The sequence below is a fragment of the Butyrivibrio sp. VCB2006 genome (genome assembly GCF_000420945.1).
In the GTDB taxonomy this organism is placed as follows: domain Bacteria; phylum Bacillota; class Clostridia; order Lachnospirales; family Lachnospiraceae; genus Butyrivibrio.
The window spans coordinates 186293-204625 of the sequence record NZ_ATVX01000005.1; the positions used below are offsets into that span (position 1 = coordinate 186293).

The window sequence follows — 18333 nt, forward strand, 5'->3', positions numbered from 1 at the left end:
CAGATAATAAGTGGTTTGAGTAAAACAGCCTATTAGAGTATAATTAAACTGATTATTTGTGCAAATTTCTATTGAGGGTGACTAGTTTATGATAATTATTCAGCTGAAGGGCGGAATGGGCAATCAGATGTTCCAGTACGCTTTATATAGGCAGCTCAAGAAGCTTGGCCGTGAAGTTAAGATCGATGACGTGACAGGATTTGTTGACGACAAGCTTCGCATTCCTGTTTTGCAGAGATTTGGTATAGAGTATGACAGGGCCAGCAAGGCAGAAGTAGTTAAGCTTACTGATTCCAAGATGGATATTTTTAGCAGAATCAGAAGAAAGCTTACCGGCAGAAAGACCTTCAGGATAGATGAGGAAGAGGGAATGTTTGATCCCAGGATCCTTGAGGTTGAGGATGCTTATCTTGTGGGCTACTGGCAGAGTGATAAATATTTTACCGATGAAGAGGTAGAAAGAGAGCTTAGAGATGCTTTCGAGAAGAGACCTCAGGATATCATGCAGGACAGCGTAAGCTGGACAATTCTGCAGCAAATAGAGTGCTGTGAGTCTGTAAGTCTTCATATCAGAAGAACAGATTATGTGGATGCGGAGCACAATCACATTCACAATATTTGTACTGAAAAGTACTATAAGTCTGCAATTGATGAAGTGAGAAATACATATCCAAGTGCTGTATTCTTTATTTTTACAGATGATAAGGAATGGTGCAGAGCCCATTTCAGAGGCCCGAATTTCTTTGTGGTTGATCTGGATGAGGATACCAATACTGATATTGCAGAGATGACTCTTATGAGCAGATGCAAGCACCACATAATGGCTAACAGTTCATTTAGCTGGTGGGCTACATGGCTTAACGATAATCCCAGTAAGATAGTTATTGCTCCGTCTAAGTGGATCAACAACAGAAAGATGGACGATATCTATACTTCAAGGATGAAAAAGATAGCTATCTAAAAGGAAAATTATGGACAGTAGTAGTAAAAAGGTTAGTCTTTTAAAAAAGATTAGTTACATATTTGATAAAAAGCAAAAGGGACAGCTGGTTATACTGGCTGTCCTTATACTGATTGGTGGTGTTTTTGAAACACTGGGTGTATCTATGATGCTTCCTGTGGTTTCAACCATTATCGTTCCGGATTCGTTACATGAATTTATAGAAAATCATGAATATCTGCAGCAAATTATAAATATACTGCATCTTGATAGTGACAAGAAGATTGCCTGTGCTCTTTTGGCTCTGATGATAGTTATTTTTGTAATCAAGAATGCATATCTTTTATTCCTTATTCACAGGCAGAACACCTTTGTAGCAAGGGCTAGAAACGACATGATCAGTCGTGTCATGAGAGAGTTTTTGAACCGCCCTTACGAAGATTATCTCGGAGCAGATATTCCAACTGTTTTCAGAATAACAGACAGTGATATTCCAAGAGTATTCTCACTGGTTCTTGCAGCACTTTCTCTTTCTACAGAACTTGTAGTATCCACATGCCTTGGAATTGTACTTTTATTTGTAAACTGGCAGATGACTGTGCTTATGGTGGCAGTTCTTTTAATCATGACACTTATAAGCGTCAAGGTATTAAAGCCAAAACTCAATGATATAGGCAGAAAGAATCAGGAAACCCAGAGTAGGATTGCCAGATGGAGAATTCAGGCTATTTACGGTCTCAAGGATGTTAAGGTACTTAACAGACAGGATTTCTATATTCGCAACTACTATGAATCAGGAAGAGTTGGTGCCAATATAGCAAGAGACTATGCGGTCCTTAACAGCGTGCCAAGACTTATGATAGAGACTGTATTTATGGCTACAGTTCTTTTGTTCATACTGGTGTATATCTTAAGGGGGGGAGATGTTACCCTTCTGATCCCACAGCTGACAGCGTTTGGTGTAGCAGCGGTCAGAATTATGCCTTCTGCTAACCGTATTAACACTTATATAACTGAGATTGCTTACGAGCAGTATTCTCTTGATTATGTATACGAGAACCTTACAGAGTCCATGAAGACTGACAAGGCAATGAGAGCAGAAAGAGCTGCCATAGCCGGTCCGGAGCTCCATTTGGAGGATAAGATCGAGCTTAGGGATATTACCTTTAAATATCCCGATGCGGACAGAAACATCTTTACTAAGGCAAACATGGTAGTACCTAAGGGCAAGTCCATTGGTATCATGGGACCATCAGGTGCAGGTAAGTCTACAATCGTTGACGTTCTTCTTGGACTTTTGCATGTTCAGGGCGGAGAGATTTTGTGCGACGGCGCCAATATCTTTAGTAACTATGATTCATGGCTGGCTCAGATTGGATATATTCCACAGTCAATTTATCTTGTTGATGAGACCATTAGAGAGAACATTGCATTTGGTATAGATGCTGACAAGATAGACGAGGACAGAATCTGGGAAGTTATGGAGGAAGCTCAGCTGGCGGACTTCGTGAGAACTCTTCCTGAGGGACTTGATACTACGATAGGCGACAGAGGCGTAAGGCTTTCCGGCGGTCAGAGACAGCGTATCGGTATTGCCAGAGCTCTTTATCATAATCCTGAGATTTTGGTGTTTGATGAGGCTACAAGCGCTCTTGATAATGAAACAGAGGCAGCAGTTATGGAAGCTATCAATGGTTTCCATGGCAAGAAGACAATGGTTATCATTGCCCACAGACTTAATACAATAGCAAACTGTGACGTTATCTATGAGGTTAAGGATGAACAGATAAAAGAGACTACTCTGGAGGGTAGAACTATTATCCAGTAAAGGTAAAGTCTTTGCTGTATGAGTATTATACAATACCATTAGTTGATTTGTTTTAGGAGTATAGTTAGCAGATGATTGGAACTGAGTTTATTCCTGGGTATGGTCTGGGAAATCAGCTGTTTTTTTATATAGTTACCAGATGCCTTGCTCTGGAAAAGGGAGTAGACTTTGGTTTCGTTAATCCCGGGCAGGTGGGAAATGTTTTTCATTCCCAGAAGGGCATGTACTTCATGGATATTGATATGGGTAAAGAGATATCCAGGGAGGAAATGGAGTCTTTCAAGATCTATCATGAGCAGGACGACAGGTTATACCTTGGAGATTCAGTTCATGATATGACCCATGGATGTTATATTAGCGGAGCTGATCCCAAGTTATTCGAAGTAGAAGATAATACAATTGTTTACGGCAATATGCAGGATCAGTCATATTTTGAGAAGTACCGCGATCAGATTAGGGAGTGGCTTCATGTTAGGGAAGAGGCTGAATCCTATGAGTACACCGCTGATGATCTTTGCATTATCAACATGCGAGGTGGGGAGTACACAAGCTGCCCGGAACTGTTCCTTGACAGGCGCTACTGGCTAAATGCTATTAAGAATATGAAAAAGATAAATCCCAATATGAGCTTTATGATCATTACAGAGGATGAGGAGGCAGCCAAGAAGGTACTTCCTGAGTACGAGTGTCACCATTTCGATATGGGCAAGGACTACGTGACAATTAAGAATGCCAGATATCTGATATTGTCCAATTCATCTTTTTCACTTATGCCCGTAATGTCCAGCACAGAGCTTAAATACGCTATTGCTCCCAAATACTGGGCAAGACATAATGTATCAGATGGTTTCTGGTCATCTGAGCAGAATATCTACAGCTTTTTAACCTATCAGGATAAAAAGGGAAAGCTTTTTACAGCGGATGAATGCAGGAAGGAACTTGAAGAGTACAAGAAGCGTTCTAAGCTATATGCAAGAAGAAATAAAAGACCCGGGGCTGTAAGGACATTTTCCCAGAATATACGCAGAAGACTTATTTATGCCTGGTTCTTTACGAAAAAGATATGGAGAAGCCTTGAGAGGCGAACCGGAATCATAAAAGTATTTCACGGCTGATAACCTGTGAATTACAGAAGCAGATTGTAGAGTTATATATGGATAATAAAGAAAAAATCAAGCTTCCAAATGTGACACTGGTTGCAATGACCAGCGTGGATATATATGAAACCTTAAAGGCTATGGAATATAGCATGAGGGGAATCGAGTTTGGCGATGCTGTTATCGTCACTGACAAGAAGCCTCTTTTCATGCCTAAGGGAATAAGGTATAGTCACACAGATAAGCTCGATAACATTGATAAGTTTAATTACAAGATGACCTATGAACTGGGAAGTCATATCAGCACTGATTTTGCACTTATAGTTCATGCAGATGGATTTGTCATACATCCGGAGAACTGGAGAGATGAGTTCCTTGAGTATGACTATATAGGATCACCCTGGCCACTCCCTACTAACGACTATGCCTACAGGGATAGCAAGGGAGAAATCTGCCGCGTAGGTAACTCAGTATCTATCAGGTCCAAGAGACTGATGGATTATCCCAAGACCCATGATCTTTTGTGGGAAAAGGGATTTGATGATTTTTATAACGAGGACATATTCCTTTGCTGCATGCACAAGAATGAAATGGAAGCAGCAGGTATGAAGTGGGCGCCGCTTGAAAAGGCGGTTTTATTTGGAAGAGAGCATCCACTTCCGGAAAACAAGGGGATAGAGCCTTTTGTTTTTCACAAATGGTGGGGAGAGAATGAGAACTATCCAAGGTTCTACAGCCCCGGGAAGAGATTTAAGAAAGCTGTGAGACCGCTCTTATTCTGGAGAAGGTCCAGGAAATGGAAAGAGGAGCATAACGTTCAATGACGTTTTCAGTAATTATTCCGGTTTATAATGCTGAAAAGTACATAGATAGCGCACTTAAGCCTGTGATTGCAGCCGGTGAAAAGGGCTGTGACCTTGAGGCTATCCTTGTGGAGAATGGTTCAGAGGATGGCAGTGCTATAATCTGTGATCGTTACGCTGATAAGTACGATTTTATTAGAACAAGTCACTTTGGCAAGATCGGAGCCTTTAGAGCCAGACTTGAAGGAATGAAGCTTGCGGGCGGAGAGTATCTGATTTTTGCTGATGCTGATGATGAATTAGCAGAAGATAATTTTGACAAGTTATCAGATTGCATATCTTTTTACGGAGAAAGGAGTATTACTCCGGATCTGATTATTTATAATGCTGCAGATTCCAAGGATAGAAACGGCAAGCTTTTTTCTTTTCCATTTGAAGAGGGCAAGGTCTATTCAGGGGAAGAAAAAAGAGTTTTCTATGATATCATGAGTTCTTCAGATGCCTTAAATGCTATGTGGAATAAGGCGGTCAGAAGGGACTTTATAAGAGAAACTGACAGCTTTGAAGGAGTATTACTTAATCACGGGGAAGATCTTCTGCAAACGGCAGAATTTATTGATAAGGCTAAGACTATAGTTTATATAGACAAGGCTTTGTATTATTACAATCAGAATTCATCAGGTCTTACAGGCTCTTTTCATAAGGAATATATGGATGATCAGATAACGGCCTGGAAAAAGTTTGATAAGTATATTGAAAAATGGCATAGGGATGGCGATGGATACTGGGATATCCTTGCGAGACGTAAGACTCTTACCTGCGCAATAGCTGTAAAGAGCCTTATTTACTCCGGAATCAGGAGGGCAGATATAGCTCGTTTCCTTAAAGAGATGATGGATATGCCATTTTATAAGGAATATGCAGGTGAGCCCCTTCCCGAGTGGGCACCTGAGGCAGACGTATTTGTGTATAAGCTTATGAATTCGGATAAGCCTTATAGCAATATGATGCGTTCAGCTTCGAAGTTTGCTATTAAGAGCAAGGTAAAAAAGATACTTGGCTGGAAAGAGGATGTGAATAATGGTAATTGACTGCGTACCATTTTTTAACGAGGTGGACATATTAAAGCTTCGCCTTAATATATTAAATCCATATGTAGATAAGTTCATTATCGAAGAGGCAACCACCACTTTTTCCGGTGAACCTAAAGAGCTTTGCTTTGAAAAGAACAAGGATCTCTTCAAGGAGTATCTGGATAAGATCACTTATGTAGTGGTTTCTGAGGATAAGAATTTTTCACTGACACATGAGAGGGATTATTATCAAAAGAACCATCTCATAAAAGGTCTGGAAGAAGTCGGTGCAACAGATAGCGATGTAATAATCTTTGGGGATGTGGATGAGATCCCTAATCCCAAGGTATTGGAAAAGATAATAACTGAGTTTGATAAGACTAAAGTTTATCATCTGGCTCAGCGTAATTTCTACGCATTCCTTAATATGGAAGAAAAGTCAGGAGAGCTTTTATCAATAACAGGAGATTTTCCTGAGATAGCAAGCTCAGACAGAAAATGGCTTGGAACAAAGGTTACTAGTTTGTCTAATATTCCTGAGGAGGGAATAGTAAGGTTAAGAGATCTTGTTCCTGTAACTGATAAGAGATCAGTAAGAGTGGCTGATGGCGGTTGGCACTTTGGCTACATGGGAGGAAGAGGAGAAAAAAATCCTGTGGAGCGCATAGGTGTTAAGGTCAAGGCAGCAGCTCACCAGGAGTATAACGATAGAGAAATTCTGGCTGAGACCATGGACAGACTGATTCTCGGGCAGGATATTTTCGGAAGAAATGCAAGGTTTGAGAGAGTAGAGATTGATGATACCTATCCTCAGTATCTAAGAGAACATGTTGATGATTATAGCTACCTTGTAATGCCCAAGATTACAGCTCTTTCAAAGTGTTATCATAAGCTGGATATTACTGTAGGCAGGTTCTGCCGCAAAGCGTACCACAAGATACTTAGAACGATCAGAAAATAAGAGACTACTTATGGACTTTTTGACCTTAGAGAATAGAAAGAAAATAGCGAACAGACTTTTCTATCTGGCTCTTTTGATAGAACTGGTATTGATGATTGCCGAGAAGAGCGAGCTTTACTTCGATTTTGAGAGCTATGTTTTCAGAGTGACCTTTGTACTTACTCTCCTTTCTGTGTTTGTAAATGACCACAGCAAAAAAGAATGGGTGGTCATAGTACTTACCTGGATTTTTACCTTTATATGTTACAGGATAACAGGTAGGAACGAACTTCTTAGATTTGCCACATTTATGATGGCTGCCAAGAGTATTAATCTTGGTAAGACTATGAAGGCTTCTTTTTGGGTAAGCCTTGTGGGATTTGCAAGTATAGCTCTTTTGTCAGTTACCGGGATATTGGGAAGTATCGCAGTTACTACTGATTACGGCAGGGGAGATGCCAATGAACTCAGATATGTCTTTGGTTTTGGACATCCCAATACTCTTTGGGGCTGTGTGTTTGCACTTATGCTTTTGTGGCTGTGGATTTATGGCAGCAAAGCAAGGCTGTGGATGTTTGCAATCCTTTTAGCAATTGTCATTGGTATGTATAAGATCACGGCATCCAGGACAGCTTTTTTGATCGGTATCATTACTATAGTGATGGCGCTTATCATCAGATATCTGCCACTTCTTAGTAGCAAAAAGATAATATATATCTTTACGGGGCTGGTGACTCCGGCGTTTTGTGTGGCTTTTTCCATATGGGGAGCGTGTATAAGTTATGTTTCCAGATATGAGTTTAAGCATCCATATTACAAGCAAATTGAGTTTATAGACGAGCTGTTAAATAACAGAATCCATAATCTGTACAGAGCAAATGAGCGCCATGCAGGTTCTATCGAGACCTGGAAGTTGTTTTCTGATAAAATCTCAGAAGAGTACTTTGATATGGGCTGGGTAAGGCTCTTTTACTGGTATGGAATAATACCGACTGCTATCATATGCCTTTTGGTTATAGTGTTTATCTATATCTGCTACAAGAGAAGAGATGCATGGAGCATTGTTCTTTTGCTTGCACTTTCAATTTATACGGTTATTGAAGCGACGTTTATTTCGGTTTACATCGGAAGAAATATAATGCTTCCGATATTTGGAGTGTACCTTTGTTCAATCAGCGAAAGGATGACAAAAAATAATGTCTTTGAAGGCTAGGAAAACTTTATTTTACATAATGGTTTTAGTTGCTTTCCTTGCGGTAACTATTTATGAATTTCTGACTCCATATATGTCAGATGACATCATCTACATGGATGAGGTTGCTAAGGCGGGGAACTTCTTTGATCTCTTTGGTCAGGAGGTTGAACACTGGATCTCTCATACCGGTAGAAGTGTATCTCACATAATACTCAGAGTTTTTCTCTTTATAGGAATCAAGGGAGTATTCAACGTGGTTGCCGGAGCGGTATTTGTGATTTTATCGCTTCTTATCTACGCAAATGTCGATGCCAAAAGAGAATATGATGTAAGGATATATGGCTTTATTCTTACAATGCTCTGGTTCTTTGATCCGGCTATTGCCAATACCGTATTCTGGGAAGACGGAGCCTGTAACTATCTGTTCACTACCACAATTATCATGGGTTTTGTGACTCTGTACAGGCGTGGTATCAAGAATCAGAATAAGGGCATAGGTTTTGCTATAGGAATGTTTTTATATGGAATAGCAGCCGGATGGTGCAATGAGAATACTTCCGGCGGACTTATTCTCTTTATGCTGATTGAGCTGGTTTATCATTATGTTACAAGCAATAAGAGCTTTAGCTTTATTAAGCCGTTTATGATAACAGGACTTGTAGGAAGCGTCATAGGTTTTGTTATGATGATCATAGCTCCCGGTAACTATGGAAGATTGGCTGTTACAGAGGAGGAACATACAGGATTTCTTGCTCTCATGGCAAGGTTCCTCAAGATTACACTGGCAATCAAGAACAATTATTTCGTGCTTGTTGCAGCATTTATAGTGGTTGTTATCCTGACACTGTTTCTTTTTGGAAAAGAGTCAGAGGCTGCCGGAAAGCTCAAGACTGTAGCGCTCTTTGGCGGATTATTCCTTGCTACATGTTATGCACTTATTATGATCCCATCTTCTGAGCTCAGGTCCTACTATGGAGCAAGTATCTTTTTGATGACTTCTGTTGCTCAGGGAATTGGAATTATAACTGATTCCAAGGAAGGCCTTGTTCAGGGCATTCTGGTATCAATTGTAAGTGTGTTTGCAGCTCTTTTCCTCCTGGGATATGTGGATGACGGAGCTAATCTTGCCAGGATCAAAAGAGAATTTGACGAAAGAGATGCATATCTGACTGAGATGGGGCAGCAGGGAGCCGATAATGTTGAGGCGCCTATGCTGAGACCTCAGTGGGAGAATAGATTTACAGTTGCATATGAGGTTGATATTCAGGAGGATTGGCAGTTCTGGATCAATTTCTTTACAGCACAGCACTATGGTCTGGGTACTATTCATGGAGTTCCCAGAGAAGAATGGACTTTATATTAATTGGAGTTTGGGAAATTTATGTCTTTAGCTAGTAACAAGACTATCAGCATTATAATTCCTGTATATCAGGCAAAAGACACACTAAGAAGGTGTGTCTTGTCTTGTTTAAATCAGAAGGATTTAGACCCGAAGGAAGTGGAAATAATTCTGGTGGATGATGGCTCCACGGATGGAAGCAGCGAGCTTTGCGATGAACTTGCAGCAGAGGATAAGCTAAACAGGATAATTGTAAGGCATACAGAAAACGGCGGTGTATCCCATGCGAGAAATACAGGAATTAAAGAGGCTTCGGGACGCTTTGTTGTTTTTGTGGATGCTGATGATGCCGTAACAGATGGTCTTCTTGGCAATATGATCAAGCACGCAGATGAGAGCACTCTTTTGGTGGATGAGACTAATAACTATTCAGCCTCAGGGAAAATCAATGGTTACGCCTACATTGAAAATGTGATACTGAATGAGAACACCCATGTCTGGGGCAAGCTCTTTGACAGAGATACAATAGTATCCGGAAATCTATGTTTCATAGAGGGCCTTACTATCGGGGAGGATCTGTTATTCCTTCTTGATTTTGCACTGCTTGTTGATAAGAAACACAGCATCAAATGTATTGCCGACGGGGATTATATCTATACAGAAAATGGGAACAGCGCCATGAACAGGGCATTCAAAAAGAGCTATCTGGACCAGATCAGATGCTGGAAGATGGCAGAGGAGAAGCTCCTGGCTGTTAAGGGTAGTGTATCTCCCTATGCTTTTGTTTCTGTAGCAGTAAGCCAGATACTTACAGCTCTTTTGGTTGTAGGAAAAGTGGCAGTTCAGGGTGATGAAAGAGATGCCGGACTTGATGCAATGGCAGTGTCACAGGTTACAGAGCAGATCAGACATGCACTTAAGACAAGAGGAGCTTTTGCGGGACTACCTGCAGGCCATAAGCTGAAGGTAATAATCTTCAGAATAAGTCCGAAACTATATCTTGATTTATATGCCAGACATAAAGGGGCAAAAGGATGAGCATGGATCTCAACAGACCAATAATTCTATATATGCATGCAGGCAGCGGCAACCACGGCTGTGAAGCTATAGCAAACAGTACAGTTAAGCTGATTGCCCAAAAGAGACAGGAAGCCAGCGTGGATACCCACATTCCTGTTATTGTAGTAACTAACAGTGTGGATGAAGACCGTAAGTATTCTCTTTCTCACTTGGAAAAAGAGGGACTTTGCCGCCTTGTAGAGGATAGGCACATTGACAGAGATGCTATTCCTCATATTTTATATTATGTTTACCGCAAACTAAGCGGTGACAGAGAATCTTTTTTGAGATACAAGTACAAGGATGCCTTTGCGCTGTTTAAAAAGCTTACAGCGGATTACAAGGATGTTACTCCCCTGGCGGTATCAATTGGCGGAGACAACTACTGTTACCCGGAAATGGTGACAGACCTTATTCTTGCACATAACGTATTCAGAAAAAGAGGGTTTGAAACAGTTTTATGGGGATGCTCAATAGAGCCGGAGTCTCTTAAGGACAAGGAACTGGTTAAGGATCTGGATTCCTATTCCAAAATATATGCAAGAGAATCCATCACCTTTAATGCACTTATAGATGCCGGAATATCCAAGGATAAGCTGGTTCTTAGAAAGGACCCTGCCTTTGAACTTGGTACCAGTAAGGTGACTGTTCCCAAGACATTTTTGCCCGGAAAGACTGTAGGGGTTAACCTTAGCCCTATGGTTCAGAATAAGGAGAAGGTTCCGGGAATTACAATTGAGAACTACAAGAATTTCATTAAGTATATTCTTGGTGAGACTGATCAGAATATTGCACTTATTCCTCATGTTGTATGGGCCAATAACGATGACAGAGGCCCACTTGAGGAGTTGTATCTTGAGTTTAAGAATACAAACAGGGTGACGCTTATTGAGGATGCGCCTGCAGAGGAGCTTAAGGGATATATTTCCATGTGCAGCTTTTTTGTGGGAGCAAGAACCCACTCAACAATTGCAGCCTATAGCAGCGGTGTTCCGACACTGGTTATTGGCTATTCGGTTAAGAGCAGGGGCATCGCTACGGACTTGTTTGGAACCTGTGATAAATATGTTCTTCCTGTCCAGGAGCTCACAGAAGCTGATGAAATGATAAAGGCTTATAAATGGATTGTTACAAATAATAAAAGTCAGTAAAGATATTACCGGGGGTATTGGGGAATGATTATAGTTAAGATTGCAGGCGGCCTGGGAAACCAAATGCAACAGTATTCGTTATATAGAAAGCTTCTTAGTATGGGGAAGGAAGTAAAGCTTGATCTTTCGTGGTTTTCACCGAAGATTCAGGAGAAGATGCTGGCAAAAAGAGATTTTGAGTTACCTCTTTTTGTAAATCTTCCATACGAGGTTGCTACTACAGAAGAAGTAAATGCTTTTTTGGAACAGTGCTTTTGGGAGAAGGTTTCAGGGAAAGTGCGTCGTAAGCTGGGTAAGCAGGCATCTGACAATAAGAATGTCTTTGTGGAAACTCAGATGTATCATCCGGAAATTTTTGATTTCGATGACAAATATATTGATGGTTATTTTGCCTGCCAGAAGTACTATGGAGACATTATGGATGAACTTAGGGAGCTGTTTGTATTTCCTGAACACTCTATTCCTGAGCTCCATCAAAGGAATATGGTCCTGGCATCCAAGATGGATAAAGAGAACTCTGTAAGTGTGCATATCAGAAGAGGCGATTATCTTGATCCGGAGAATTTCAAGGTTCTGGGTAATATTTCAACCAGCGAGTATTATGACAGCGCCATGAAATATTTCATGGATAAATATCCGGATACTCATTTCTATATTTTTACAAGTGATCATGAATATGCCAGAGAAAATTTCAGGGATGAGAGTCTGTACACAATTATTGACTGGAACACCGGCAAGGACAGTGTGCAGGATCTTATGCTTATGAGTCATTGCAGAGGCAATATTTGTGCTAATTCAACTTTCAGCTTCTGGGGAGCAAGGCTTAACAAAAGGCAGGATCACGAGGTTATCAGAACCTTTACCATGCGTAATAATCAGCACTGTGAACCAGATATCATGCATGATTATTGGAATGGCTGGATTTTAATGGATAAAGACGGGAAGATTGTTTAAATGGGTAGAGTTAAATCTGCGACAAGAAATATAGCCTTTGGATATGTGGGACAGATGGCAACAGCCATTATGTCTTTTATCCTCAGAAAGCTCTTCATCATTTATCTGGATGAAAAGCTTCTTGGAGTTAACTCTCTTTACGGCAATGTCCTTTCAATCCTGAATATGGCTGAACTTGGAATAGGTACTGCGCTTAATTTCAGCCTTTATGGGCCTGTTGCCAGAGGAGAAAAAGAAAAGATCAAATCCTATATGCAGCTTTATAGGAAGGCATATTATATCATTGCCATGGTAGTGGCTGCTATAGGCCTTTGTCTTGCACCCTTTTTGGAACTGCTTGTCAAAAAGCCGGGTAATATTACCCATAAAGAACTTCTTTTATATTATTTCATATTTCTTTTCAACACAGTCAGCAGCTATTTTGTGGCCTACAAGTATAGTCTTGTAAATGCTGAGCAAAAGAACTACATTCAGACCAATATTATTACCATAACCAAGGTAATTACTGTATTTGTACAGATCATAGTTCTTGTTATTACCAAAAATTTCCTCTTATATCTTCTTACAGATGCCTTTATACAGCTGGCTCAGAAGATATTTGTATCAAGATTTCTTGATAATATGTATCCTTACCTTAGGGAAAAGAATGTGGAGAGACTCTCTAAAGAGGAGAGTGACAACGTTTGGAACAAGACAAAAGCCCTTGTTTTCCATAAGGTTGGAGACGTGGCAAGACTCCAGACGGATGCCATTATCATTTCATCCTTTATAGAGGTAGCTATGGCCGGAGTCGTAGATAACTACAACATGGTCATCAGTACAGTATCAAACTTTGTAAACATTATTTTTAATTCGGTTATTTCAAGCTTTGGAAATCTTATAGCCACAGAGTCCAAGGAAAAACAGTTTGGAATGTTCAGGGTGTACAGATTTTTTGCATCCTGGGTTTATGGTTTTTCCTGCGTGGGATTTATGGTTCTTTTGACACCACTTATCAGGATATGGCTGGGAGATAGCTGGATTTTGGCGCCGGCTGCAGTTTATTGCATACTGATAGATTACTATTTTAAAGGCGACAGGATTGTTCTTAGTAATTACAAGACGGCAGCAGGGGTATTTGAACAGGACAAATATCTGGCTCTTATCCAGGGAGCGGTTAACCTGGTAATCTCAATATGCCTTGTACAGACACCTCTTGGAATTACCGGTGTCTATGTTGGAACTATAGTTTCAGGTCTCATTGCCAACATTACAAAGCCTGTGATTATTTACAGGGCTTGCTTTGACAAGGGCGCATGGGAATACTTTATCGACAGCTTTAAATATCTGGCCAGTCTTGTGTTTGTACTTGTGGTATGTAATGTGATCGGAAACAGAGTTTTGGCAACTCTCAATATTGGTACATTTCTTTTGATGGCAGTTATCATTACAGTAATCTTTAATGGTGTATATATTCTTTTATATGGCAGAACTGAGGAGTTTAAGTATCTGTTCGGAAAGATAAAGGAAAGAGTACGATGAACGATTATAAGCGTATTGTAAGCAGAACCACTTCTGAACTTGATAACATTATGAAGGTCAGCACTTCCCAAAGGGTGAAGGATTATGCCAAGAAGCTTATGGGAAGAAGCGTTAGAACTTCAGATCCTATGTTTTGGCCATCCGGAATGCTGATGCTTGGGCTTACAGAAGCACTTTCCGCGGGTGATTGGGATAACCATGAGGATGACTTTATTGTCTTTTCTCTTAAAGGCCATATGAAGCTGTGGGCGGATCAGTATAAATATAAGATAAGATTTGTGGACGATGCACTTTCCGGGTATTCCATGATCAGACTCTCAAATGGTGCTGACGGTGAATTATATCAAAGAGGCTGTGACAGGATAAGGGATTATGTTAAGAGAGCAGCGGTTGATGACCTTGGATCCATAATCTACAATCCGGGAAAGAACAATAAATATATATTTGCAGATGGAATTGGACAGGCAACCTTGTTTATGGCAGCGGATGTTCTTACGACGCTTAGGGCAGGTGAAAATTCTTTTGATAATAATACTCAAAGCGATGTCCTGTATTATAGTGAGTCAGACTATATCAGTGCCGTGGGCAAGATATATGCTCAGTTTATTAACTATTACAAATATGGAAGAGATAGTAAGACCGGACTTTTGTACCATGGCTATGTTGTAACAGCTGATAAAAAAGGTCCCGGTGCCAATATTACCTGTGAAAGAAAGGGTATACTTGGATGGGGAAGAGCCCATGGCTGGATGATGATGGGACTTTCAGAAGCTGCGTATTTGGAAAAGGAAATAAAAGAGAGAATACCTTCAGGACAATTTGGTGCAATACTGGAGCTTTCTACCTGGTTCAAAGAACTAACCGAAGTTGCACTTGAGTATCAAAGGCCTGACGGAGCCTTCAGCTGGCAGCTTAATGCCATTGATGGACATGTGGATATGTCTGCGACAGGAATGATCGCATATTCCGTTGCCAGAGGATATGTAAATGGTCTTTTCGATAATGATACAGAATTAAAAGAGAAAGTAAGAAAATCTCTTCTAAAGGCGAAGGAGGCAATGTATGCCCATACTGACAATGGAGTTGTGGGTGATGTACTGAGCTCCTGTGATGACTTTGCTGTCCATTATCAGATTTATGGAAATTATCCGTGGGGACAGGGAGCAGTTCTTGCGGCTCTGTCTGTGATCGACAGAATATAACGTATAAAAAAGGGAATGTCAGATAACTGACATTCCCTTTGTGTTTGAAGTGAGTTTTATCTTGCAGGAGCCCACGTAATTCCGTAGAGCTGTTCCATAAGCTTTCTAAGTTCTTCCTTCATGGAGTTGCAGGCAGAAGCTTCGTCTACAAAGTTCATAACGCCGATTCGCTCTTTGTTGTCCTGGAAGAAAACAGCCCAGCCCTTATCAGTCTTATCGAGGCAAATTCTATTCTTGTGATGGCCACCTATTTTGTAAAGTTTCTTAGGTACCAGATGATCTTTGAAGTATTTCTTGAGTTCTTTTGAAGTCATAATGCAACCTCCAATTTGGTTTTAAAAGTAATCACATGTAGTTTTGATTACTACATATAATATAACATCAAACTACATAAAAGGCAAGGCGAAATATAGCAGGTATTAACTTTTAATAAAATTACTATAAATTGTAATGATTCTAAATTTTTTGTCGATATAATATATGAACTGGTAGTGTGCATTTGTAACAAGGAGGAACATGGATGTTTACTCGAAAATGCCTAAGGATGGGAATAAGCGTTATATTGTCAGCGGTGATCATGGCAACATGCCCGGTCATGACATATGCCACAGAAGTCGATGGCGCAACGGTCTTCGGCTCCGGTAGTAGTGCGTCTGATCTGGAAGAAGTCAAAGAAGCTGCTTTAAACGCACTAATCACGGATGAGGAAATTGAACAAAGAATAAATGAAGATGAGATCTGGGCGCTTATTGATAGAGATGACCTTAGATCTTTTGTTGACGTGGACTCACTTAGAGAGTCTATAGATAAAAGGGCACTTCTTGAAACTATAGATCTGGACGAACTAGTAAAACAGATTGATGAGGTGGACCTTGCCAGACAGGTTGATACCGACAAGCACCCTATTGATGTTGTTAATGCTCAGCTTCCTATACTTGGAGAAAAGAGTCCTTTTGATTTCATAGTTGATCCTATGAAACTTCTTTATGCTACTTCTGAGAATAGTGAAGAGGTCGGATTAGTTGAAGAGAAAGCGACAGTTCTTTTCGCCAATACCAGCGGAGACTATAAGTTTTCCAGTAAAAGTGATCTGCTTACAGTAGTTAATAAAGGTAATGTTCCTGTTAGATTAACAGTTAAGGCCAATATAACAAATGCTGGCGGCATTGTATTTGCAAACAGCAAGGCTGAACTTACTGGGAATGATCCCAGCATTTTCATGGCATTATGTGATGAGAATGGAATCGCAGCTGTAATGACCGAAGCAGGTGAAGCCAGAATCGATGTGGTTCTTAAGGCGGTTCCTGATGATGCGTATAGCTTTTCCTGGAATGAGGAGAAACAGAAATATGAATATACTCTGAAGGAAGAGGTTGATGAGTCAGTATATGATTCATTCTCCTTCTATATCTGCGCAGATTGTAATACAGAGGCCAGCTGGAGCCACCTGCGTAGTGCCCCGAGAATTGCCGTTTCGTGGCAGACTGAGCCTATTGAACCTGACAAGGATGCCATAGATCAGGAAATAGAAGATTATGAGACAGAAATAGATGATTATGTAACTGCATTCCTTGAGACATATAATCCACCTGTAATCGAGAAATTTGTCGTAGAAACTGTTCCTGTAGAAAAAGAGGAAACAGAAGAGGAGACAGAGGACTTTATCGAAGAAGCAACGGAAGAAACGACAGATGCAAGTTCCGATGAAAGCTCCGTAGAGATAATAGAAGAAACAGAGACAGCAGCGAATAGCGACTCTGTGGAAGATATTCAGGAAGAAGAGGTTCCTAAAGCTGAGAATGTGGATGCGGCGACTGATGCTTCTTCCGAGTTAACCTCTGAAGAAGTTGTCGAGGAAGATTCTGATATAGCCTCAGAAGAGATATCTTCAGAAGAACCATTCTATGTAGAACACTACACTGAAAGAGTCGAGGAAAAGACTCAGGAAGAGACCCGAAGCGAGAAGATTGCAAAACTTAGAAAGGCAGAACTGGTTAAGCTTGTTACCGAGAAGTTTAAGGAGCTTATAGAAGAAGAACTGAACAGGCTTGTGGAAGAGGAAGTTGACAAACTTGCCCTTGAGCAGTTCGAATCAATAAAAGCGGATATGATTCTCTCCTATAAGGAAGAGATGGCAGAAAAGCTGACAGAAGATATTACGTCTGAAGAAGATGAAGACCAGCTTATTCCTGAAGATGAAGATACGGAAGCAGAAGTAATAGATACAGGAGACGACGAGGCAGAAGAATTAACTGAAGAACCAAAGGAAGAAACGAAAGAAGAATCGAAAGAAGAACCAAAGGAAGAACCGAAAGAAGAACCAAAGACAGAGACTAAAACGGATGAGGGTATAGTCTTCTTTGGCGAATGAATAAGATGAACTGAAATTTAATAGGATTGTTATATTAAAGCACCGTTTGCTGTTTGCGATACGGTGCTTTATTTCGTATAATTATTGTATATATTTACGATGATGCGAAAATAGGCTTTTTGATAGTTAAGAGGGGATATTCTATGAATATAGCGATTATTCTGGCAGGAGGAACCGGAACAAGGGTTGGAGGTGATATACCCAAGCAGTTTCTTGAGTTGTCGGGACAAATGATGATACTTCATAGTATGAGAGCCTTTGCTGAGTCAGAGTACGTTGGAAATATACAGATTGTAGCAGACAGTGCTTTTCGGGAAAAAGTAGAGGATGCAATCTTTGAGGATGGAGATAGTCCTATTGCGGAAAAGTTCCTTGGCTTTTCTGATCCGGGAGAAAACAGACAGCTGTCTATATACAATGCACTGAAAGACATAGGACAGATACTGGGACAGGATAATATTGACGGAGTAATAATTCACGATGCAGCAAGGCCCTTTGTGACAGTGGAAACGGTGAATGAATGTCTTTTGACCCTTGATGGCCATGATGGCGCAATGCCTGTACTTCCTATGAATGATACGGTTTACTTTAGCAGAACAGGTCAGAAAGTAGACGAACTTCTTAACAGAAATCAAATATATGCAGGACAGGCTCCGGAGGCCTTTTGGTACAAGAAGTATTTAAAGGCCAATGAAGATCTTTTGCCGGATAAGATTCTTTTAATAAAAGGCTCCACGGAGGTTGCTATAATGGCCGGTCTTGATGTGGCAATGATCCCGGGAGATCAGAGGAACTTTAAGGTTACAACTTCTCAGGATATGGAAAGAGCAAGACAGATTCTGGATAACACAGGATGGTGA

The 18333-nt window shown here is 40.5% G+C and carries 16 protein-coding genes; 15 read left to right on the forward strand and 1 reads right to left on the reverse strand.

What is annotated here, in order from left to right:
- Nucleotides 1–88: 88 nt before the first annotated feature.
- The 13 genes from G613_RS0106665 to G613_RS0106725 all read left to right on the forward strand — a co-directional run bounded on the left by G613_RS0106665 (nucleotide 89) and on the right by G613_RS0106725 (nucleotide 15102).
- Nucleotides 89–961, forward strand: coding sequence for an alpha-1,2-fucosyltransferase (locus G613_RS0106665; RefSeq protein WP_029231921.1), 873 nt, complete (start codon nucleotides 89–91; stop codon nucleotides 959–961).
- 10 nt (nucleotides 962–971) lie between these two features.
- On the forward strand, nucleotides 972–2768 hold the full coding sequence (locus G613_RS0106670; RefSeq protein WP_029231922.1) for an ABC transporter ATP-binding protein: 1797 nt from the start codon (nucleotides 972–974) through the stop codon (nucleotides 2766–2768).
- Between the two features lie 71 nt (nucleotides 2769–2839).
- Nucleotides 2840–3883, forward strand: a complete 1044-nt coding sequence (locus G613_RS0106675) for a glycosyl transferase (protein WP_029231923.1) — start codon at nucleotides 2840–2842, stop codon at nucleotides 3881–3883.
- Nucleotides 3884–3921: 38 nt separating this feature from the next.
- Nucleotides 3922–4689 (forward strand): DUF5672 family protein, encoded by a 768-nt coding sequence (locus G613_RS0106680; protein ID WP_029231924.1) that lies wholly within the window; start codon nucleotides 3922–3924, stop codon nucleotides 4687–4689.
- A complete protein-coding gene (locus tag G613_RS18550; protein WP_029231925.1) occupies nucleotides 4686–5759 on the forward strand; it encodes a glycosyltransferase in 1074 nt (357 codons plus the stop codon). Before G613_RS0106680 ends, G613_RS18550 begins: the two co-directional genes overlap by 4 nt.
- Nucleotides 5749–6702, forward strand: coding sequence for a glycosyl transferase GT17 family protein (locus G613_RS0106690; protein ID WP_029231926.1), 954 nt, complete (start codon nucleotides 5749–5751; stop codon nucleotides 6700–6702). Before G613_RS18550 ends, G613_RS0106690 begins: the two co-directional genes overlap by 11 nt.
- Before the next feature lie 10 nt (nucleotides 6703–6712).
- Complete coding sequence (locus G613_RS0106695) at nucleotides 6713–7894, forward strand: hypothetical protein (protein WP_029231927.1); 1182 nt, start codon at nucleotides 6713–6715, stop codon at nucleotides 7892–7894.
- The gene (locus G613_RS0106700; protein ID WP_035774357.1) at nucleotides 7878–9239 is read left to right on the forward strand and encodes a DUF3329 domain-containing protein; all 1362 of its coding nucleotides are present in this window, start codon (nucleotides 7878–7880) and stop codon (nucleotides 9237–9239) included. The genes G613_RS0106695 and G613_RS0106700 overlap by 17 nt, the downstream gene beginning before the upstream one ends.
- Nucleotides 9240–9257: 18 nt before the next feature.
- Complete coding sequence (locus G613_RS0106705) at nucleotides 9258–10253, forward strand: glycosyltransferase family 2 protein (RefSeq protein ID WP_029231929.1); 996 nt, start codon at nucleotides 9258–9260, stop codon at nucleotides 10251–10253.
- The gene (locus G613_RS0106710; RefSeq protein WP_029231930.1) at nucleotides 10250–11425 is read left to right on the forward strand and encodes a polysaccharide pyruvyl transferase family protein; all 1176 of its coding nucleotides are present in this window, start codon (nucleotides 10250–10252) and stop codon (nucleotides 11423–11425) included. Before G613_RS0106705 ends, G613_RS0106710 begins: the two co-directional genes overlap by 4 nt.
- Before the next feature lie 24 nt (nucleotides 11426–11449).
- On the forward strand, nucleotides 11450–12379 hold the full coding sequence (locus tag G613_RS0106715; protein WP_029231931.1) for an alpha-1,2-fucosyltransferase: 930 nt from the start codon (nucleotides 11450–11452) through the stop codon (nucleotides 12377–12379).
- On the forward strand, nucleotides 12380–13900 hold the full coding sequence (locus tag G613_RS0106720) for a lipopolysaccharide biosynthesis protein (protein ID WP_029231932.1): 1521 nt from the start codon (nucleotides 12380–12382) through the stop codon (nucleotides 13898–13900).
- Nucleotides 13897–15102 (forward strand): glycoside hydrolase family 88 protein, encoded by a 1206-nt coding sequence (locus G613_RS0106725; RefSeq protein WP_029231933.1) that lies wholly within the window; start codon nucleotides 13897–13899, stop codon nucleotides 15100–15102. Before G613_RS0106720 ends, G613_RS0106725 begins: the two co-directional genes overlap by 4 nt.
- Nucleotides 15103–15158: 56 nt before the next feature.
- On the opposite strand, the gene G613_RS17920 is transcribed toward G613_RS0106725, so the two are convergent.
- On the reverse strand, nucleotides 15159–15416 hold the full coding sequence (locus G613_RS17920; RefSeq protein ID WP_029231934.1) for a hypothetical protein: 258 nt from the start codon (nucleotides 15414–15416) through the stop codon (nucleotides 15159–15161).
- Between the two features lie 206 nt (nucleotides 15417–15622).
- On the opposite strand from G613_RS17920, the gene G613_RS18555 reads away from it, so the two are divergent.
- Both G613_RS18555 and G613_RS0106740 read left to right on the forward strand, forming a co-directional pair.
- Complete coding sequence (locus G613_RS18555; protein ID WP_155828043.1) at nucleotides 15623–17473, forward strand: hypothetical protein; 1851 nt, start codon at nucleotides 15623–15625, stop codon at nucleotides 17471–17473.
- Between the two features lie 143 nt (nucleotides 17474–17616).
- Nucleotides 17617–18333, forward strand: coding sequence for an IspD/TarI family cytidylyltransferase (locus G613_RS0106740; RefSeq protein WP_029231936.1), 717 nt, complete (start codon nucleotides 17617–17619; stop codon nucleotides 18331–18333).